The following is an 18,929-nucleotide window of genomic DNA, read 5'->3' on the forward strand; positions in this document are numbered from 1 at the left end:
GGTTCCCGGGGGCGGGGCGCCGGGAACATGAGGGCCGACGCAACGATTACGCCCGTCGGTCCGGTGGCGTGCGCGTCGCCCTGAACGTCGGCCGTCGCCGGGGCGGTGAGCGTCAGCGCGGCGGCGCTGTCCGCCCGTTGCCTCTCGTCGGGTCCGCGCTAAGTCGCCGCCCGCACGGCGCCTCTCGCCGAGTCGGCGCAATGCTGCCGCCCGCCCGCTCGTTGCCTCTCGTTGGGTAGGCGCAATGCCGCCGGTTGCTCGCGCGCCGCCTGTCGTCGGGTCGGTGCAATACAGCTGTCCGCCCGCCCGCTGCCTCTCGTCGGCTCGGGGCAAAGCCGCTGCCCGCTCGCACGCTGTCTCTCGCGGGTCGGCGCAATGCTGCTGTCCGCCCGAACGCTGCCCCTCGTCCGCTCGGGGCAAGCCGCCGCCCGCCCGCACCGTGCCTCCCGTCGGGTCGGCGCAAAGCCACCGCCCGCCGGCCCCCACCCGCACGGCACAAAGCCCCCGACCGCCCGCCGGCCCCCCCCCATCCGCGCAGCGAAAAAACCACCGCCCGCCCGCCCGGCACCCCTATTCCACCCGGCGCAAAAAACCACCACCCTCCCCCTCAATCCAACCCAAACGCATCCCCCAGCACATCCATCTGCGCCGTGAGCAGGGTGTCTCCGCCATGGCCCATGCCCTCGAACTGGCCGGAGACCTCCAAACCGATGGCCCCGTGCATATGGGACCAGGCGAGAACGGCACCGGCCAGGGCGACGCCCGCCGATCCGCCGGGCGTCCGGGGGCGCGCCCACTGTGCGACGGTCGTGTCCCGTTCGGCCCAGGCCGTCATCTGCTCGACCACGGGGCGGACGGCAGCAGACGGTTCGGCCCCGTCGAAGACCGCCAGGAACGGTTCGAGGACAGCTCGCGCGCTGTCCAGCGTGTCGGCGGGAGCGGTGTAGCCCGGCACCGGCGTGCCCTCGATCAGCAGATAGCGGTGCGGCTGCGCGACCGCCCAGGCGCGGCAGGCTCCCGCGAGTGCCCGCGCCCTGGCGCGCGGTGACGTGTCCGGGGGCAGGGCGTCCGCGGCTGTCGAGACGGCTGTGGCCAGGTCCGCGTAGGCGTCGCGGATCAGGTCGGTCAGCAGCGCGTCGCGGCTGTCGAAGTAGCGGTAGAGAGCGGGCCCGGACAGGCCGACCTCCTTGGCGATCCGGACCAGCGCCACCGCCGCCGTGCCGCCCTCGGCGAGCTGACGGAGCGCGACCTCCTTGATCTCCGCGCGTGTCTGCTCGCGGTAGCGGGCTCTGGGGCTCTGTGCGGTTCCGGCCACGGACGGGCTCCTCTCTGGGCGGGTGACACACCTTAACTACGGGCCGGTCGTCCCACTCTTGCTAGCTCCTATCGGAACAGTTACAGTCTATAACGCAAGCTATAGACAATAACGAACGCGGGAGTTGACCCATGACCACTTCCACCTCCGACCCGCACGCCCAGCACACCCACCGCACCCAGCACACCGTCCTAGGCTCCGGCCCCGCGGGTACCGCCCTCGCCAGGGAGCTGGTGCGCAGGGGTCACTCCGTGCGCCTCGTCGACCGCAAGGGAGACGGCCCCGACCTGGACGGCGTCGAGCGCTTCGCCGCCGACGTCGGCACCGTCGAAGGGGCTCGCGCCGCAGTCAAGGGCGCCGAGGTGGTGTACCACTGCGTGAACGTCGCCTATCACCTGCAGGTAGAGGTGATGCCCCGCATCCAGGAGGCGGTGCTCGGCGCGGTCGAGGCCGAGGGCGCCCGCCTCGTCGTGCTCGACACCCTCTACCCGTACGGCGAGACCGGGGGAGCGGTCATGACCGAGGACTCCCCGTGGAAGACGACCAGCCGCAAGGGCCGTATGCGCGCCGAACTCGACGAGAAGTACCTTGCCGCGCACCGAGAGGGCCGCGCCCGGGTCGTCCTCGGCCGTTCCGCGGACTTCGTCGGCCCCGGCGTGCTCAACTCCACCCTCGGCGCGACCGTGTTCCCCGCCGCGCTCACCGGCGGAGAGGTCCTCGGCTTCGGCGACATCGACCTGCCGCACAGCTACACCAACATCGAGGACGTGGCCGCCGCTCTGGCCACGCTCGGCGAGCACCCCGAGGGCGACGGCCGGGTCTGGCACCTGCCGACGTCTCCGGCAGTCAGCACCCGCGCGATCCACACGATGATCGAGGAGCGGATCGGCCGGCCGCTGAACGTCGGCGTCCTGGCGGAGCCCCGCCCGGTGGGGCCCTTCGACGAGCAGTTCATGGCCGAGTACGCGGAAATGTTCTACCAGCACACTGAGCCCCAGATCATGGACTCGTCCGCGTTCGAGCAGACCTTCGGTGTGGCACCGACGCCGCTGGGGGCGACCCTCGACGCCACCCTCGCCTGGTACGGGGAGTGGCTCGCGCAGCAGCGGTGACCGAGGTCCCGTGCGCCCGGATGTCACATCCGGGGCCGCCCGATCCGTCGCAGGGGCATGACGACGAGCCAGAAGAACCAGAGCATCCTCCTCGCGGGCGCGAGCGGCGTCCTCGGCGGCCACATCACCCGCGCCCTGACCGAGGCCGGGCACAAGGTCACCGGACTCGGCCGGGGCGCGGCGAACGGCGTCCGGGCCGACCTCATGGACCGTGACGCGCTACTGAGGGCCGTGGACGGTCGGCACTTCGACACCGTCATCCACGCCGCGACCGCCCTGCGCAAGCCACCCATGCGCCACCGCGACATGTACGCCACCGACGCGCTGCGCACCGCCGGCACCACCCACCTCATCGAGGCCGCCCGCGCCACCGGCGCCCGGCGCTTCGTGGTGGAGTCGATGGTCTTCGGCTACGGCTACGGGGACTTCGGCGACCATGTGGTCACCGAGGACGACACCTTCGGCCCGCGGGGCACCACGGTGCAGCTGGAGCGGCACCTGGAGGGCATGCGCGTCAAGGAGCAACTGACCTTCGAGGCAACGGGGTTGGAGGGCATCGCCCTGCGCTTCGGCCTCTTCTACGGCCCCGGCGGCACCGATGCGCTCCTGCCCATGCTGCGCAAGCGGCAGTTGCCCCTTCCCGGCGACCACGGCCGGGTTCTGCCGTGGGTCGAGCTCACCGACGCCGCGCGCGCGACGGCGGCCGCGGTCGAACGCGGCCGCCCCGGCCGGGCGTACAACGTCGTGGACCGCACGCCGCTGGGGTTCCGGGCCCATGTCGTGTGTGTGGCCGAGGAGTTCGGCGTGCCGAAGCCGATGACCGTACCCCACTGGATGACCCGCCCGATGCCGTACGCGCACACGATGATGTCGTCGAGCATGCGTGTCTCGTCGGCGAGGGCGGAGCAGGAACTGGGCTGGACGCCGCGCTACACCTCCTCCCGGGAGGGTCTCGCGGCGCTTGCGGCCCGGAGTTGACGGCCAAATTGCCCGTGCCGTCACCGTGGCCCCAGGCACGGGGCGGCGGAGTGCGGAATGCGGCTGCTGTACGCCGATTCCGGGCAGCCGTCGTCGCGGCCGGGCAGGGTGCCGGCGCACCCCGTCCCGGCCGCGAACAAGGCCGTCAGCGACGGGCCTTCGACCGGTCCAGTGCGGCGACGCCGAGTGCGGCGAGGCCGATCTGGATGAGCCATTCGATCCAGTCGATGCCGTTGGTGTCGGCCACGTCGAAAGCGTTGGCGATCGCCGAACCGATCAGCGCGGCCACGATGCCGACGAGGATCGTCACCAGAATGCCGATGCGCTGCCGTCCCGGGACGACGAGCCGACCGAGCACACCGATGACGATGCCGATCACGATGGCGCTGATGATGCCTGAGATCTCCATCTCCGCCCCTCTTGGTCAAGTCCCCCGCACTATCCGGATGCCCGCTGGAGACGGGGACAGTCCGTTCCGTTTCAATCCCGGGTCTCCGGCTGGGGTCAACGGCGGGTCAATCTCCGGCCCTGTGCGCCCCATGACGCCTGTTCACACCTGTCCCTGCCATGTACCGTTCAACCGTTCCGCCGCACGGCAGTCGTACGGCTGAGCTTCTACGCGCGCAGACGCCTTGTTTCTACGCGTGTAGGTCCGGCCCCCCACCGCACTGCCCCCCGCACTTCCCCCACCCCACACGGAGGTACGCCGGATGCCCGGACCCACCCCATCGCGCCACAGACTCCCCACCGCTCTCGCCGCGTTCGGCCTGCTCGCCGCGGCTGCCGCCGCCCAGGCAGGCGTCACCGCGACGCCCGCCCACGCGGCCACCACGCACCGCGTCCTGTTCGACGACGGTCACGCCGAGGAGGCCGGCAACGCGGACTGGATCGTCTCGACCAGCAAGCCCGACCCGCTGGGCCAGGACTCCTCGCCGTCCTCGGAGACGGACTGGACCGGTGCGCTCTCCTCCTGGGGCGTCGCCCTGCAGAAGACGGGCGACTACAGCCTCAAGACGTCCACCGGCGCCCTCACGTACGGCGGTTCGTCCTCGACCGACCTGTCCAACTTCGACACCCTGGTGCTGCCCGAGCCCAACACCCTCTTCACCACCGCCGAGAAGACGGCGATCATGAACTTCGTGAAGAACGGCGGCGGCCTCTTCATGATCTCCGACCACACCGGCGCCGACCGCAACAACGACGGCGAGGACGCGGTCGAGATCCTCAACGACCTGATGACCAACAACAGCGTCGACTCCACCGACCCGTTCGGCTTCTCCATCGACACCCTGGACGTCAACTCCGGCTACCCGGCCGCGATCAGCGACAGCAGCAACCCGGTTCTGCACGGCTCCTTCGGGACCGTCACCAAGAGCCTGATCGCCGACGGCACGACGGCCACGCTCAAGCCCTCCGACAACTCGTCCGTCAAGGGCCTGGTGTACCGCAGCGGTTACTCCGGGAACACCGGCGCCTTCTTCGCCACCAGCACCTTCGGCAGCGGCCGCGTCGCCTTCTGGGGCGACAGCTCGCCGATCGACGACGGCACGGGCCAGTCCGGCAACACGCTCTACGACGGCTGGAACGACACCGGCGCCACCAACGCCGCGCTCGCCCTCAACGCCACCGCCTGGCTCGCCGGTGACGGCACCAGCGGAGGCGGAGGCGGGGACGGGGGCGGCGGCTCGGACACCTGCACGGCCGGCCAGCTGCTCGGCAACAACGGCTTCGAGTCGGGCAGCACCACCTGGAGCGCCTCCAGCGGTGTGATCACCAACTCCGGCGACGAATCGGCCCGTTCGGGCTCGTACTACGCCTGGCTGGACGGCTACGGGCAGGCCACCACCGACACGCTCTCCCAGTCCGTGACCATCCCCTCCGGCTGCACCACCGCCGCGCTGAGCTTCTATCTGCACATCGACACGGCGGAGACCACCACCAGCACGGCCTACGACACCCTCAAGGTCCAGGTGCTCAACGGCTCCGGGACCGTCCTGGGCACCCTGGCCACCTACTCCAACCTCAATGCCACGAGCGGCTACACCAAGCGCAGCTTCAGTCTGGCGGGCTACGCCGGCCAGACAGTGACCCTGAAGTTCACCGGCACCGAAGGCTCCACACTGCAGACGTCGTTCGTCGTCGACGACACGGCACTCGACGTCGCCTGACACCTGTGGGGCCCGGCCCGCGCCGGGCCCCACAGCGTCATTCGCCGGGCACCGTCCGCTCGGGCGTGTTCCAGCCGGACACCCGCACCCGCGGCGCCGAGCCGTGCAGATCCGCCGTGCGGTAGGTGGCGGTCAGGGTGACCGACTCACCCGGCCACAGGCTCACCTCGTTGTCCGACCACCGCACCGGCAGCACGGGCCGGTCCTTTGCGTCCACGAGGTGCACGTCCGTGAACAGCGCGGGCGTCTTCCCGCGCCCGGTGTTGCGGAGGGTCACCGTGGTGGTCGCCGTGCCACCGGACGTCGAGGTCGACGCCGTCGCCGAGACCGGTACCTGCGCCATCGAACTCAGCCCCGTCAGATCGGCGTAGCTCGTCGTCGGCGTGTAGTACCAGTCGGTGTTCGCCCAGTCGAGCGTGTCCGGCTCGGTGGACAGCCAGTAGACGTTCCGGTCGATCTCCCTGCCCGCGGCGTCCGTCAGCGTCAGCCGCACCAGATAGGTCTTCGACACACCGCTGATCGAGGCGGGCAGCGTCAGGGCGGTGGTGTGGGCGCCGTCGCCCTCGACCCTCACCCCGGTGACGACCTTGTCGTACTTGCGGGTGCCGTCGGTGGTGAACACCGTGGCCCGGGCGGTGAGTCCGGAGACGGCCGCGTGCCGGTTGTCGGTCACGACCACGGAGCGGTCGTCGTACGAGTACTGCACATGCAGTGGCTCGTTCGCCTTCTTCGCGCCGAAGTACGCGCCGCCCTGGTCGAGATAACGGTCCATCAGCTGCCAGTGCAGGGAGGTCCAGCCACTGTTGAACATCCAGTAGACGACACCGGTCGAGGGCTTCGAGGCGTCGGTGGTGTTGCGCCCGTACGCCTCGAACTGGGCGCGCACGTTCTCGTACTGCGCGAGCTGCGCCTTGCGGACGTAGTCGGTCAGGCTCGTCGGGGCGCCGTAGCGGCCGGTGAGGGCGTTGTCGTAGATCTTGAGCGTGCCGAAGGTCGACGACGGTGAGCGGTGGTACTGCTTGGCGTCGGGGTCCTTCCAGAGGGTGTCGAGTTCGGCCGGGGTCATCATGCGCCGCAGGGTGTCGAGGGTGGGGATGTCGGGGCCCGCGCTGGTCTCGGAGTTGAAGCCCGTGGCACCGCCCTCACGCTTGGCGTACCAGTAGCCGGGCGGGACCCACTCGTAGGGGCCCGTCATCTTCATGCCCGAACTGCCTGACTGGGGCGAGGAGTTGTCGGAGGCGGCGGCGACGACCGGGGTCGGCCAGTCGGCTGCCTTCAGTGCGTCGAGATAGTTCTTCTCGATGGTGGCGTCGGGCGCGAAGTCGCTGCCGATGAGGAACGAGATCACGCTCGGGTGGTCGCGCAGCCGGGCGGCCTCTGCGGCCATCGACGCCTTGGCCACCGGGTAGTCGGCGGCGGTCCACTTCTCGCCGGACTCGTCGCCGTTGACCTGGCCCTCCCACTTGTCGCAGCACTCCCAGCCCGGCAGCGTGAGGATGCCGTAGCGGTCGGCGAGGTCGAAGAACTCGTCCGGTTCCAGGTGGCCTTCGAGGCGGATGGTGTTCAGGCCGATGTCGACTGCGTACTTCAGCCGGTCCTCGACGTACGTCCGGTCCCAGCGCAGGAACTCGTCCGGCGACCAGCCGCCGCCCTTGATCAGCAACTTGCGGCCGTTGATGCGGTACTGGCGCGCCCCGTCGGAGTCGAGCGGCGCCCGGACGTCGCGGATGCCGAAGGTCTCGTGCGCGATGTCCGAGACGGTGCCGGTGACGGACGCGGTGAGCCGCAGGCCGTACAGGGGCTGCCCGCCCATCCCGGCCGGCCACCACACCTTCGGCGAGGTGAGATGGAGACCGGGCACGTCGGACGGGGTGAAGGAGACGGGCCTCGTCTCGTGCGCGGCCAGCGTCACGGTCTTCGCGAACGTCGTCGGGCCGATGCGGCCGGAGACCGTGGTCGTCACCGGTGCGCCGGTCTCGTTGCGGGCCTTCGCCTTCACCGTCAGATCCGCCGAGGCGAGCGAGGGCACGTCGAGCTTCGTCACGACGTGCGCGTCCCGCAGGGCGACGGGGCCGCCGCGGCGGACGAGGACGTCGCGGACGATGCCCATGTTCTCGTCGGGCGGCGGCCGGAGCCAGTCGATCCAGCCCATGGTGAGGTTCTTGTTCGGATCGTTGGGCTGGATGCGGAAGGCGACGGTGTTGGTGCCGGAGCGGACCAGCGAGGTCACGTCCAGCTCGTGGTGGGTGTAGGCGCCGGTGACGTCCTGCGCGGTGGCGATCCGCTTACCGTTGACATAGACGTCGGCCGCCGAGATCACACCGCTGAAGTCAAGGTAGGTGCGCTCGGAGGTGTCGGCGACCGTGAAGTCCGAGCGGTACCACCAGGGCACCTGGAAGTCGGCCTTCGGGATCTTCCGCTGGTTCGTCGAGCGGAACGGGTCGGCGTACACGCCGTCGGCCAGCAGGGCGGCGAGGACGGTGGAGCGGGGGCCCGCCTGATACCAGCCGGAGGCCGGGTAGCCGGGGGAGGAGACGTCCGCAGCCGGGTCGGAGACCTTGGCCGTCGACTGCACGGAATAGCCGGCGAGCGCGGTCGAACTGCCGGGCGCGGACGAGACCTTGGTGCGTCCGCCCGGCGGGGCGGTGGATCGGTGGCCGTCGGGCTCGGCCCAAGCGCCGGCCGTCAGCGAACCCAGGAGACCCAGGACCACGGCGGCCGTGGTGAGACGGTGTCTGATCACGGAGGTCCAGCCCCTTCGTAAAGTTAGGAAACTTTACTAATTCTCGGTCACGCTAGGGTGCCGAGGTAAAGGTGTCAATCACCCCGGCCGGGCCGGGACTTGATCAGGACTCGGCCGAGCGGCGCTCGAACACCACGTCCCGTGCGGTCCCGAGCGCGGTGGCCACGGCGCCCAGCAGCACCGCGTCCTCGCCGAGCCGACTGGGCGCGACCTTCGGCCGCAGCGGTGTGAGCGCCTTGAGGTTTTCGCGCACCGGGTCGAGCAGCAGATCCACGCTGTGGCCCACGCCGCCGCCGAGGACCACCAGATCCGGGTCGAGCACGGCCGCGGCCGCGGCCACCGTATGAGCGATGCGCTCGCCCTCCAGCCGGACCGCCCGGACCGCGGCGTCATTGCCCTGCCGGGCCGCGTCGAACACGTCCTTCGCGGTGAGCTGCCCGCCCATGCCGAACCTGCGTGCCGCCTCCACGACCGCCACCCCCGACACGGCGTCCTCCAGCCGGTCGGGCTTCTGCTGCCCCGGCCAGGGCAGGAACCCGATCTCCCCGGCCAGCCCGTGCGCGCCGGTGAACAGCCGCCCCTCGCTGACCACGCCCATGCCGAGACCAGTGCCGATCAGGATGTACGCGAACAGCCTGCTGCCCGCGCCGACGCCGTAGGTGTACTCACCCAGGGCCGCCAGATTGGCGTCGTTGTGCACCTCCAGCGGTACGCCCAGCTCCTCGCGCATCCGGTCGAAGAGCCCGGCCCGGCCCCAGCCCGGCAGGTGCATCGCGTAGCGCACCCGGCGCCGCCTCTCGTCGTAGACACCGGGCGTGCCCACCACCGCGTGCACCACCTCGTCGGGCGCCACGCCCGAGCCGTCGACCACCTGGCGGGCGGTGGACACCACCAGCTCCGCCATCGCGCCCGAACTGCGCGCGCGGTTGCGCACCTCGGAGCGGGCGACCACGGAGCCGTCCAGATCGGCCACGGCGACCCGCAGCCAGCCGCGGCCGACGTCGATGCCGAGGACATGACCGGCCGCCGGGTCCGGCGCGTACAGGACGGCGGTGCGACCGCGCTCGGGGGCCAGTGTGCCGGCCTCGCGGACCAGTCCGGCCTTCTCCAGTGCGGCGAGCGCGCTGGAGACCGTGGGCTTGGACAGCCCGGTCTCACGGGCCAGTTGGGCACGCGACGCGGCGCCGCCGCTGCGTAGTCGGTCGAGGAGCAGACGCTCGTTGGTGCTGCGCAGCCGTCTGCGGTTCCAGGGCTGTGCCTGCTGGTCTACGGCATCAATGGCTGGCATCGCACCATTCTCACGTATCCGCTGGGACCTCTTGACGCATCTAGTAAGGCTCCTTAACTTTATCGGCCAACAGCCTTGCCGGGCCAGCCATGGGCAGCCCAGCGCCCGGTGCTTCAGGAGACCCCATGTCCGGTAGTCCGCCACCCACCGGTGGCTTCGTCCGTCGCGTCGGCCTGTTCCAGGCCACCACCATCAACATGAGCCAGATGTGCGGCATCGGGCCGTTCGTCACCATCCCGCTGATGGTCGCCGCGTTCGGCGGCCCCCAGGCGGTCATCGGCTTCGTCGCGGGCGCGGTGCTCGCGCTCTGCGACGGACTGGTGTGGGCCGAGATGGGCGCGGCGATGCCCGGCTCCGGCGGCAGCTACGTCTATCTGCGCCAGGCCTTCCAGTACCGCACGGGCCGGCTCATGCCGTTCCTGTTCGTCTGGACGGCGATGCTGTTCATCCCGCTGATCATGTCGACCGGCGTGGTCGGCTTCGTCCAGTACCTCGGCTATCTCGCCCCCGACCTGGGCCAGACGTCCGGCGACCTGATCGGCCTCGGCGTCATCGTGCTGGTCGTCCTGCTGCTGTGGCGGGGCATCGAGCACATCGCCCGGCTCACCGCCGTGCTGTGGGCGATCATGATCACCTCCGTCCTGCTGGTCATCGTGGCCGCGGCGACGGACTTCAGCGCGCACCTCGCCTTCACCTACCCGGCGCACGCCTTCGACCTGACCAGCAACCACTTCTGGATCGGCTTCGCGGGCGGCCTGACCATCGGCATCTACGACTACCTCGGCTACAACACGACCGCCTACATGGGCGCCGAGATCAAGGACCCCGGACGGGTGCTGCCGCGCTCGATCGTCTTCTCCATCCTCGGCATCATGGCGATCTACCTGCTGCTGCAGATCGGCACGCTCGGCGTGATCGACTGGCATCGCATGTCCGACGCGAAGGACATCGCGTCCACCTCGGTGGCCTCGGCGGTGCTGGAGGAGACCTGGGGCAAGGGCGCCGCCGACACGGTGACCGTCCTCATCCTGATCACGGCCTTCGCCTCGGTCTTCACCGGTCTGCTGGGCGGCTCGCGCGTGCCCTACGACGCGGCCCGCGAGCGGGTCTTCTTCCGGCCCTACGCCAAGCTGCACCCCAAGCACCGCTTCCCGATGCTGGGCCTCGCGACGATGGGCGTGATCACGGCCGTGGGGTTCCTGATCGGCCGGCACACGGATCTGGCGACGCTGATCCAGCTGCTGACGACGGTGATGGTGATCGTCCAGGCGCTCGCCCAGATCATCGCCCTGACGGTGCTGCGCAAACGCCAGCCGACGCTGCGGCGGCCGTACCGCATGTGGCTCTACCCGGTGCCGAGCATCCTCGCCTTCGTCGGCTGGTGCGTGATCTACGGCTACGCGGACAAGAACTCGCCCGGCCGCCATCCCATCGAGTGGTCGCTGGCCTGGCTCGCCCTGGGCTGCGTGGCGTTCGTGCTCTGGGCGCGGTTCGAGAAGGTCTGGCCGTTCGGCGAGAAGGAGATCGCGGAGGAGTTCCTGACCCCCGCGGAGCCGGACGCGTCACCGGCGAGCACGTGAAACCGCGGCCACCCATGCCACGCCTGCGCTAGAGTCCCGTCATCCATGAAGCCTCCCCGGCCGGACAGTTGTCCGCCCGGGGAGGCTTTTCGCATGCCCGAAAGTCCCCTCCCGGGACCGGTCGAGGGCGAGTTCGCTGATGTCTCCGGCGGCCGGCCGGTCGTGCTGTCGAACCTCAAGTCCCTTCTGGAGACGGGCAGTCCGCTGCCGCAGGACCCGTGGGCCATGCCCGGTCACTGACGCCCGGGACGGTGAGGACCGAGGCCGGGGCAGGGGAGAAGGGCCGGTCCGCCCTGTGCGCGGACCGGCCCTTCCGTCGTCCTTTCCCGAACTGCTCCCTACGGCGTGCGGGTGCTCCTCGCCGCCGTGACGGCGCACATCAGCCCGAGGATCACACCCAGGGCACCGATGATGACGTTGTTCAGCACGACACCGGTGTCCGGGCTGGTGCCGACCACCCAGGGCGCGATGATCATCCAGATCCCCACCGCGCAGAACGCCCAGCTGAGGCCGTACATGCGTTCCGGGGCCCGGGTGAACCCGAGCGCCAGCAGGCCGATCGCGATGCCCACGATCAGGTTGTGGGTCACGAGCGGGGGCTGGCTCGTCGTGTAGTGGAGTATCCAGGGGGACGCCGCGCAGTACAGGCCGAGCAGGAACACCGGCCCGTCCATGAGCGCCACGTCCCGACCGCCGAGCATACGGGCGTAGCGCGCCCGCATTTCGGAAACATCAGGGTGACTCGTGATGTCACCACTGGTGTGCGAGACATCGGCCATGACTCGTCTCCTTCTTGTAGCAGGCCCGACCGCGTGCGGTGCAGTGCGGTGTGCGGTGAAGCGCCGCTAACCAGCATTGTGCTCTTATTTCGTCTTTATGTGTAGAGGCCAAAGACGTGCCGAGCCCGGGCGACAGGGGTCGGCGCCGACTGCTCTCCGCCGCCGACCCACCGGCGCCCCCGGGGAGCGCCGACGCTCCCCGGAGGCCGTCGGGGAGAGAGGGGTCCCGACCGGTGGGGTCCTTCAGTCGGCTCCCCGACTCACCGGCACTTCCTGCGCGGACGGCGCGGCGGATGCACCACGGCGCGGAAATCTCCGGTACAGACGGGCGAGCACCAGGACCCCGGCGGCCGCCGCGAGGAGACCTACGACGATCGGGACGGCGGATGCGCGTCCTTCGGCGGGGTTCTGGGCGAAACCACCCTGCTCACGCAGTTGTTCGACGACGGCCGTCCATGCCCGGGCGGGAGGCTCGGTCGTCGCGTCGGCCGGTCGCGCCCAGCGGCCGGCCGCCACGGCCCGCAGCAGTGCGGCCAGCGCCGTACTGCACTGGACGCACGCGACCACGTGCTCCTCGGCCGCGACGATCTCCCCGGACGGGTGCAGCCGGTTGCCGTCGAGCGCGATCGCCGCGAGGACGTCCGGATGGACATGACCGTTCTCGTACGGGCCTGACATCCGCCACCTTCCCCTGCCGTAGCTCGGTAGCTCGGTAGCTCGAGTGCCCTCCCTCGCGTGCCCCGTGAGCGCACTGTTTCTGCATCGAAAAGAGGTGCGAATGAGGTGGACGGGGTCTCAGACGCACTCCTGCTGGAGGCAGCGCCGCAACTGGTGCAGGCCGCGGCGGGCGTGGCTCTTGACCGTGCCGAGCGGCCAGCCGGTGAGTTCCGCGATCTGGGTCTGCGTGAGGTCCTCGTAGAAGGCCAGCCGCAGCACCCGCTGCTGGGCGGAGGGAAGTTTGGCCAGTTCGTGCAGGACGAGGACGCGGTCGAGCGCCGTGTCGGGCTGCCGTACGACGGGGTCGGACAGGATCAGCGAGGATGCGGCGGAGACCACCAGGGCCAGCCGGCGGGTGCGGGCGGACAGCGCGTCTGCGATCTTGCGCCTGGTGATGCCGACGATCCAGCCGCCCAGCGTGCCGCGCTCGGGACGAAAGCCCCCGCGCCCGCGCCACACTCCGATGAACACCTGCTGGGTGACGTCCTCCGCCTCCCTGGCGTCGCCCAGGGAGCGCCGGGCCAGCGTGTACACCAGGGCCGACCAGCGGTGGTACGCCGCCTCCAGGCAGCCCTCGTCACCTGCGGCGAGGCCCCGGGCGAGATCCTCGTCGGCGAGCGACGCCTCCACCGGAGCCGACACGGGTGACCGGGGCGCCGGTTCCGGTCCTGACACCACGGGGGTCGGGGCGACGGCACTGCGCTGCGGGCTCATGACGACGGCTCCTCACGTCGACGGCGTCGGCGCCGGGCTCCCGCGCCCGGTGACCGGTGCGCTCATCGTCCGAGCCGGGATGAAAGGTCATCAACTTGCATTGTTTCTGCGTCGTATAGTCCCTTCATGAGCCGCTCGTCCGATTCCGGAGACTCCGCGCCGGGCGTGCCCCTGACCACCGGAGCCCTCGCCCGACGACTCGGGGTGTCGCCCACCACGCTGCGTTCCTGGGACCGCCGCTACGGCATCGGGCCCGCCGTCCGCGCCGACGGACGCCACCGCCGCTGGACCCCGCAGGACGTGGCGGTGCTGGAGGCGATGTGCCGGCTGACCTCGTCGGGGGTGCCGCCCGCGGAGGCGGCCCGCGCCGCCAAGGAGTCGGCCGGTGTGTTCCCCGCACAGAGCCCTCCCGTGGAGCCGCCGGCGCGGGACCGTTCGAAGGCGTCCGGCACACTGCCGCTCGGCGATGTGCGCCAGGAGTGCCGGGGGCTGGCCCGCGCCGCCGTGCGGATGGACGCCCCGGCCGTCGAGGAGCAACTGGCCGCCGCCGTACGGCAGTACGGCGTCGCCGTCGCCTGGCAGGAGGTGATGGTGCCGACCCTGCACGCGGTGGGCCGCAAATGGGCCTCGTCCGGCGACCGTTACGTCGAGGTTGAGCATCTGCTGTCCTGGCACGTGTCCACCACCCTGCGGCGCAGCACCCCGCCCCCCCTCTGTGGCGGCCGACGCGTCGGCCACCGGGCCGGTCGTCCTGGCCTGCGTTCCGGGGGAGCAGCACACGCTGCCGATCGAGGCCCTCAACGCCGTCCTGGGCGAACTGCGCCTGCCCACGCGGATGTTCGGAGCCGCCGTACCCGCGGAGGCGCTCGGCACGGCGGTGCAGCGGCTCGGGCCGTCCGCCGTGGTGCTGTGGGCGCAGGCACGCTCCACGGCGAGCCTGCCGCTGGCCCGGCACGTGGCCGGCACCCAGTGGGGAGTGAAGGGCGCGCGCGGCCGCCCCATGGTCGTCCTGGGCGGGCCCGGCTGGTCCGGCCCGCACGCCCGCGGGATGCACCGGCCGCCGACCCTCAAGGATGCCGTCGACCTTCTGTCCGGCCCGTACGGGACGGAGGCGTACGCGACCGAGGGGCACGCGAACAAGGCGCGCCGGGAGCAGCCGTAGGAGAAGGAGGCGTCCGGCGAACGGCCCTGATGGTTCGCCCGGTGGGTGGACGCGGTGCGGTGCGGCGCATCCGAACGGCGCGCCGCACGGGAAGTACCCCACACACCGCCGCCCCGCACGCCGCCGGGCGGCCCGAGACCCGAGGGGCTCCCATGTCCGCGCCCGCCCACACTCCCGACGCTCTGGTGATCGGAGCAGGTGCCGCCGGCCTCGCCTGCGCGCACGACCTTCTCGCGGCGGGCCTCGACGTCCAGGTCGTCGAGGCATCCGACGCGGTCGGCGGACGGATGCGCTCCGACCGGGTCGGGGAGTTTGTCGTCGACCGCGGCTTCCAGGTCTTCAACACGTCGTATCCCCAGGTCCGGCGGCGCCTGCTGCTGCGCCGCCTGGGCCTGCGGGCCTTCACGCCGGGTTTCCTCGTGCACACCGAGGAGGGCAGGGTCCGCTTCAGCGATCCCACGCGGCGTCCGCGCAGTCTGCCCGACCTGCTGCCGGGGCGGCTCGCCGGGCCGCGGGATCTCGCGGCGCTGGGTCTGCTCTCGGCCCGGGACATGCTCGCCCCCGTGCGCCTGGTGAAACGGTCGCAGGACCGCACCACGCGCACCGCGCTCGCGGACGCCGGGTTCTCCGAGGGCTTCGTCGAGCGGTTCTTCCGGCCGTTCCTGTCGGGCGTGTTCCTGGAGGACGGACTGGAGACGTCCAGCCGCTTCTTCCACCTCGTCTGGCGCAGCATGCTGCGCGGCACCCTGTGCCTGCCGACCGCGGGCATCGGCGCGGTGCCCGCCGCGCTCGCGGCCCCACTGCCCACCGGGGCCGTACGCTTCGAGACCCCCGTGACCGCACTGACCGACGACGGCGCCGTCACAGCCGACGGCACCGAACTGCCCGCACGCACCGTGGTGGTGGCCACCGGCCCGGGCCCGGCCCCCGGTCTGCTGCCCGGACTCGAACTGCCCGCCTACCGGACGGTGACGACGTACTACCACGTCGCCCCGCGCTCCCCGCTGGGCGAGCCGACCCTCCTCGTCGACGAGCGCCGCCGCTTCCTCAACACCTGCGTCCTCAGCGACGTGGTCCCTCAACTCGCCCCGCGCGGCTCGGCGCTCGTCGCGACCTCGGTGCTCGGTACCGACGGCGAGCAGCGCGAGGGGGCCGTGCGCGAGGCGGTGGCGGAGGCGTACGGCACGGACACCGCCGGCTGGGACCTGCTCACCACCCGCACCGTCCCGGACGCGCTGCCCGCCATGCCGCCCCCACTGCCGCTCAGCCGAACCACCCGCATGGCACGAGGCCGCTACGTGTGCGGCGACCACCGCGCCACCGGGTCGGTACAGGGCGCCCTGGCATCAGGAGCGCGCGCCGCCCGCGAGGTGCTGCGGGACCTGCACCGCGCGCGGCCGGCGGGGAGGTGACGGGCCCGGAGGGCAAGCTCGTCACGGAAGGCCGCCACCCGTCATGGAGGGTCGTCCCCTCGTCGTCCCTGCTCGCGCAGCAGTTCGTCCAGGTCGGAGAGGCGGTCCAGGCCGCGTACCGCCTGCGTCATTCGTGGATTGCCCTCCAGGCGGGCACGGTGGCGGTGCAGGAAGGCCCAGTAGCCCGCCGTGAACGGACAGGCCCGGTCGCCGACGCGCTCGGTGGGACGGTAGGCGCACGGGCCGCACAGATCGCTCATGCGGTTCACGTAGGCGCCGCCCGAGGTGTACGGCTTGGTGGTCATGCGCCCGCCGTCGGCGTACTGGGACATGCCGACCACGTTCGGCAGCATCACCCAGTCGTAGCCGTCGACGAAGCAGCGGTGGAACCAGTCGGTCACCGCCGCCGGGTCCCAGCCCCGCTGCAGGGCGTGGCTGCCGAGCAGCATCAGCCGTGGGATGTGGTGGGTCCAGCCGGTGTCGCGCACCTGCGCCAGGACCGTGGCCAGACAGTGCGCGGTGACCGCGTCGGCGTCCAGCTCCAGGAACCACCGGGGCAGCGGCGTGCGATGGTGGAGCGCGTTGCGGTGCCGGTAGTCCTCGCCGAAGTACCAGTACAGCTGCCATACGTACTCGCGCCATCCGGCGATCTGCCGTACGAAGCCCTCGACGCTGCTGACCGGCGCCGACCCGGTGCGCCACGCATCCTCGGCACGTTCGACGCACTCCAGCGGATCCAGCAGCCCGAGGTTGAGCGAGGAGGACAGCAGGCTGTGGCTCATCACCGGGTCGGCGGTCAGCATGGCGTCCTCGTACGGCCCGAAGGCGGCCAGCCGGTGTTCCACGAACCGGCCGAGCGCGGCCAGCGCCTCCCGGCGCGAGGCGGGGAAGCGTCGCGGGCCGTCCCGCCCCAAGAACCGGATGCCCTCGTCGCGCTCCCACCGGTCGAGGTCATCGCGGACCTCCTCGTCCACGTCGTCCTCGCGCGGCCGGTAAGGAGCCGGAACCCCCAGCTTCTTCGCCCCTTTCGGCGGGGGTTCACGGTTGTCGTGGTCGTGGTTCCAGCGGCCGCCCGCGGGCTCAGCGCCGTCCATCAGCAGGTCGTGCCCGCGCCGCACCCAGCGGTAGAAGTCCTCCTGGCGCAGCCGCTGCCCGCCGTGTCCGTCCGCCCAGGCGCGGAAGTCCTCGTGCGGGACGAGGAAGCCGCGCGCGGGCAGCACCGTGAGACCGGGGAGTGACGACACCAGCCGCAGCGCGGCCCTCGACGTGGGGTGATGAACCGTCAAAGGCCCGTCGCCGACCGCCTTTTGGAGCGCCTCGCGGTACGTCTCGGCCTGCACGTACCGCACCCGGTCGCCTAGTTCGGCGGCGCGGTGCCGCATCGCGGACAGCACCAGATGGGCCTTGGCGCGGTGGAAGCGCCGACGGCGGAAGACCGAACGGGCCTCGACCATCACGACCGGTGCGCCACGATCGGGTCCGTCCTCGCCCGCGGCCAGGAAGTGCGGGCCGAGCTGGTCGCCGAACAGCCAGTGGGGGGTGGCCATGTGACGACTCCTCAGTCCCGGCCGCGGGCGTGCCTGAAGCGGGCCAGGCCGTCGGGGAGTTCGATGATCGGGGCCGGGTAGTCGCCGAGCGCGGCACGGTCCAGGCCCTGAAGCTTCCACGGCTCGTGCACCAACGGGCCGTCGATTCCCGCGAGTTCGGGCACCCAGCGGCGGACGTACGCGCCGTCGGGGTCGTAGCGCTTGCCCTGCGTGACGGGGTTGAGGACCCGGTTGGGGCGGCTGTCGGTCCCGGTGCCCGCCATCCACTGCCAGTTCATCTGGTTGTTCGCGATGTCGCCGTCGACCAGGAGCTGAAGGAAGTGGCGGGCGCCCACGCGCCAGTCGACGTAGAGCGTCTTGGTGAGAAAGCTCGCCGTCAGCAGGCGGCCCCGGTTGTGCATCCAGCCCTCGTGCCGCAGCTGACGCATCGCCGCGTCGACGACCGGGTAGCCGGTGCGGCCCTCCTTCCAGGCCTCGGCGTCCTCGTGCGCCTCGCGCCCGGAGCGCCAACGGTCGTGCTGGGTGCGGTAGTCGGACGTGGACGCGGCCGGCCGGGCCGCCAGGACCTGGCGGTTGAAGTCGCGCCAGGAGATCTGCCGTACGAAGGCCTCGGCGCCGGGGCCGCCCGCCTTCCGTGCCCGGTGCACGAGTTCGAGGGGGGAGAGCGTGCCGAAGTGCAGATGCGGCGAGAGACGGGAGGTGGCGTCGCCGGCCAGGTCGTCGTGGCGGTCGTCGTACGCGCCGATCCCGCTCCGCAGCCAGGAGGACATCCGCTTGCGGCCCTCGGCCTCACCGCCGCGCGCCAGGCCCTCGGACAGCCCGGTCAGCCCCGAGCGGGAGAGGAGCTTCTCGGAGCCGACACCGTCGGGTACGCGCACCGCGCGCGGGGCCGAGAACACGTCGCGCAGCCGGACCTGGGACCACTGCCGGAAATAGGGGGTGAAGACGGCGAAGTGGTCCGAACTCGCCGGGGTGACCTCGCCCGGCGTGACGGCCGTGGTCACCGTGTCGTGGACGTGCAGCCGCCGCCCCTGCGACTCCAGGGCCCGCCGCAGCCGCTGCTCGCGCAGGTGCGCGTAGGCGCTGACGTCGCCCGCCATGTGCACCTCGTCGGCGTCCGTCTCGGCCACCACCTTGCACACCTCGTCGACGACGTCCCCGGAGCGCACGATCAGCCGGCCGCCCCTCTCACGCAGACCGGCGTCGAGGTCGTGCAGACAGTCGGCGAGGAACGCCAGCCGGTTGGGCGCGGCGAAACCGGCGTCCGTGACGCCCCGGTCGCGTACGAACAGGGGCACCACCTCGTCGGCCCCGCCGGCAGCCCGCAGCGGGGGATGGTCGTGCAGGCGCAGATCGGCGGTGAAGAGGACGACCGAGACGTTCATGGTGCTTCTCCCGGGAGAGAGGAAGGGGC

16 protein-coding genes and 1 pseudogene are annotated in these 18,929 nt (G+C 71.4%); 8 read left to right on the top strand and 9 right to left on the bottom strand.

The window, feature by feature from the left end; genetic code table 11:
* Positions 1-607 precede the first annotated feature (607 nt).
* Positions 608-1,315 carry a TetR/AcrR family transcriptional regulator gene (locus JYK17_RS05315; RefSeq protein WP_128804036.1) on the bottom strand — a complete coding sequence of 236 codons (708 nt, stop codon included), beginning with the start codon at positions 1,313-1,315 and terminating at the stop codon, positions 608-610.
* A gap of 131 nt (positions 1,316-1,446) precedes the next feature.
* On the opposite strand from JYK17_RS05315, the gene JYK17_RS05320 reads away from it, so the two are divergent.
* Positions 1,447-2,427 (top strand): NAD-dependent epimerase/dehydratase family protein, encoded by a 981-nt coding sequence (locus JYK17_RS05320; RefSeq protein WP_222809877.1) that lies wholly within the window; start codon positions 1,447-1,449, stop codon positions 2,425-2,427.
* A gap of 57 nt (positions 2,428-2,484) precedes the next feature.
* Positions 2,485-3,405, top strand: a complete 921-nt coding sequence (locus tag JYK17_RS05325) for an NAD-dependent epimerase/dehydratase family protein (RefSeq protein WP_108012798.1) — start codon at positions 2,485-2,487, stop codon at positions 3,403-3,405.
* 145 nt (positions 3,406-3,550) lie between these two features.
* On the opposite strand, the gene JYK17_RS05330 is transcribed toward JYK17_RS05325, so the two are convergent.
* On the bottom strand, positions 3,551-3,814 hold the full coding sequence (locus tag JYK17_RS05330; protein WP_108012799.1) for a GlsB/YeaQ/YmgE family stress response membrane protein: 264 nt from the start codon (positions 3,812-3,814) through the stop codon (positions 3,551-3,553).
* A 301-nt stretch (positions 3,815-4,115) separates the two neighbouring features.
* Between JYK17_RS05330 and JYK17_RS05335 the strand changes: the two genes are divergently transcribed.
* A complete protein-coding gene (locus JYK17_RS05335; RefSeq protein WP_108012800.1) occupies positions 4,116-5,573 on the top strand; it encodes a M6 family metallopeptidase in 1,458 nt (485 codons plus the stop codon).
* A 37-nt stretch (positions 5,574-5,610) separates the two neighbouring features.
* On the opposite strand, the gene JYK17_RS05340 is transcribed toward JYK17_RS05335, so the two are convergent.
* Positions 5,611-8,316 carry a glycoside hydrolase family 2 protein gene (locus JYK17_RS05340; protein WP_108012801.1) on the bottom strand — a complete coding sequence of 902 codons (2,706 nt, stop codon included), beginning with the start codon at positions 8,314-8,316 and terminating at the stop codon, positions 5,611-5,613.
* A 103-nt stretch (positions 8,317-8,419) separates the two neighbouring features.
* A complete protein-coding gene (locus JYK17_RS05345) occupies positions 8,420-9,604 on the bottom strand; it encodes an ROK family transcriptional regulator (protein WP_222809878.1) in 1,185 nt (394 codons plus the stop codon).
* 125 nt (positions 9,605-9,729) lie between these two features.
* Here JYK17_RS05345 and JYK17_RS05350 point away from each other — a divergent pair, with 125 nt between their 5' ends.
* Both JYK17_RS05350 and JYK17_RS05355 read left to right on the top strand, forming a co-directional pair.
* Entirely contained in the window at positions 9,730-11,184 is a 1,455-nt protein-coding gene (locus JYK17_RS05350) for an APC family permease (RefSeq protein ID WP_222809879.1), read from the top strand.
* A 93-nt stretch (positions 11,185-11,277) separates the two neighbouring features.
* Positions 11,278-11,424: a hypothetical protein gene (locus JYK17_RS05355; RefSeq protein ID WP_308011644.1), complete on the top strand. Its 147-nt coding sequence runs from the start codon at positions 11,278-11,280 to the stop codon at positions 11,422-11,424.
* 98 nt (positions 11,425-11,522) lie between these two features.
* Here the strand turns inward: JYK17_RS05355 and JYK17_RS05360 are convergent, their stop codons facing one another.
* The 3 genes from JYK17_RS05360 to JYK17_RS05370 all read right to left on the bottom strand — a co-directional run bounded on the left by JYK17_RS05360 (position 11,523) and on the right by JYK17_RS05370 (position 13,394).
* Complete coding sequence (locus tag JYK17_RS05360; protein ID WP_108012804.1) at positions 11,523-11,963, bottom strand: SPW repeat protein; 441 nt, start codon at positions 11,961-11,963, stop codon at positions 11,523-11,525.
* A 243-nt stretch (positions 11,964-12,206) separates the two neighbouring features.
* Complete coding sequence (locus tag JYK17_RS05365; RefSeq protein ID WP_128804040.1) at positions 12,207-12,641, bottom strand: hypothetical protein; 435 nt, start codon at positions 12,639-12,641, stop codon at positions 12,207-12,209.
* A gap of 117 nt (positions 12,642-12,758) precedes the next feature.
* Positions 12,759-13,394 carry an RNA polymerase sigma factor gene (locus JYK17_RS05370; RefSeq protein ID WP_128804041.1) on the bottom strand — a complete coding sequence of 212 codons (636 nt, stop codon included), beginning with the start codon at positions 13,392-13,394 and terminating at the stop codon, positions 12,759-12,761.
* A 126-nt stretch (positions 13,395-13,520) separates the two neighbouring features.
* Between JYK17_RS05370 and JYK17_RS40420 the strand changes: the two are divergent.
* The 3 genes and pseudogenes from JYK17_RS40420 to JYK17_RS05380 all read left to right on the top strand — a co-directional run.
* Positions 13,521-14,018: pseudogene (locus tag JYK17_RS40420) on the top strand (MerR family transcriptional regulator); the annotation flags it as partial.
* A gap of 91 nt (positions 14,019-14,109) precedes the next feature.
* On the top strand, positions 14,110-14,556 hold the full coding sequence (locus JYK17_RS40425) for a cobalamin-dependent protein (RefSeq protein ID WP_234548543.1): 447 nt from the start codon (positions 14,110-14,112) through the stop codon (positions 14,554-14,556).
* A 152-nt stretch (positions 14,557-14,708) separates the two neighbouring features.
* On the top strand, positions 14,709-15,968 hold the full coding sequence (locus JYK17_RS05380; RefSeq protein WP_222809880.1) for an NAD(P)/FAD-dependent oxidoreductase: 1,260 nt from the start codon (positions 14,709-14,711) through the stop codon (positions 15,966-15,968).
* A gap of 41 nt (positions 15,969-16,009) precedes the next feature.
* Here the strand turns inward: JYK17_RS05380 and JYK17_RS05385 are convergent, their stop codons facing one another.
* Positions 16,010-17,515: a cryptochrome/photolyase family protein gene (locus JYK17_RS05385; protein WP_222809881.1), complete on the bottom strand. Its 1,506-nt coding sequence runs from the start codon at positions 17,513-17,515 to the stop codon at positions 16,010-16,012.
* Between the two features lie 11 nt (positions 17,516-17,526).
* Positions 17,527-18,900: a cryptochrome/photolyase family protein gene (locus tag JYK17_RS05390; protein ID WP_222809882.1), complete on the bottom strand. Its 1,374-nt coding sequence runs from the start codon at positions 18,898-18,900 to the stop codon at positions 17,527-17,529.
* Positions 18,901-18,929 lie beyond the last annotated feature (29 nt).

This window comes from Streptomyces plumbidurans (assembly GCF_019857225.1).
GTDB lineage: Bacteria > Actinomycetota > Actinomycetes > Streptomycetales > Streptomycetaceae > Streptomyces > Streptomyces plumbidurans.

Excerpts from the sequence above, each read along its gene's own strand:
- JYK17_RS05350 (WP_222809879.1), top strand. The coding sequence starts at position 9,730 with ATGTCCGGTAGTCCGCCACCCACCGGTGGCTTCGTCCGTCGCGTCGGC.
- JYK17_RS05325 (WP_108012798.1), top strand. The coding sequence starts at position 2,485 with ATGACGACGAGCCAGAAGAACCAGAGCATCCTCCTCGCGGGCGCGAGC.
- JYK17_RS05330 (WP_108012799.1), bottom strand. The coding sequence starts at position 3,814 with ATGGAGATCTCAGGCATCATCAGCGCCATCGTGATCGGCATCGTCATC.
- JYK17_RS05365 (WP_128804040.1), bottom strand. The coding sequence starts at position 12,641 with ATGTCAGGCCCGTACGAGAACGGTCATGTCCATCCGGACGTCCTCGCG.
- JYK17_RS05320 (WP_222809877.1), top strand. The coding sequence starts at position 1,447 with ATGACCACTTCCACCTCCGACCCGCACGCCCAGCACACCCACCGCACC.
- JYK17_RS05335 (WP_108012800.1), top strand. The coding sequence starts at position 4,116 with ATGCCCGGACCCACCCCATCGCGCCACAGACTCCCCACCGCTCTCGCC.
- JYK17_RS05390 (WP_222809882.1), bottom strand. The coding sequence starts at position 18,900 with ATGAACGTCTCGGTCGTCCTCTTCACCGCCGATCTGCGCCTGCACGAC.
- JYK17_RS05355 (WP_308011644.1), top strand. The coding sequence starts at position 11,278 with ATGCCCGAAAGTCCCCTCCCGGGACCGGTCGAGGGCGAGTTCGCTGAT.
- JYK17_RS05360 (WP_108012804.1), bottom strand. The coding sequence starts at position 11,963 with ATGGCCGATGTCTCGCACACCAGTGGTGACATCACGAGTCACCCTGAT.
- JYK17_RS05370 (WP_128804041.1), bottom strand. The coding sequence starts at position 13,394 with ATGAGCCCGCAGCGCAGTGCCGTCGCCCCGACCCCCGTGGTGTCAGGA.
- JYK17_RS05345 (WP_222809878.1), bottom strand. The coding sequence starts at position 9,604 with ATGCCAGCCATTGATGCCGTAGACCAGCAGGCACAGCCCTGGAACCGC.
- JYK17_RS05385 (WP_222809881.1), bottom strand. The coding sequence starts at position 17,515 with ATGGCCACCCCCCACTGGCTGTTCGGCGACCAGCTCGGCCCGCACTTC.
- JYK17_RS05380 (WP_222809880.1), top strand. The coding sequence starts at position 14,709 with ATGTCCGCGCCCGCCCACACTCCCGACGCTCTGGTGATCGGAGCAGGT.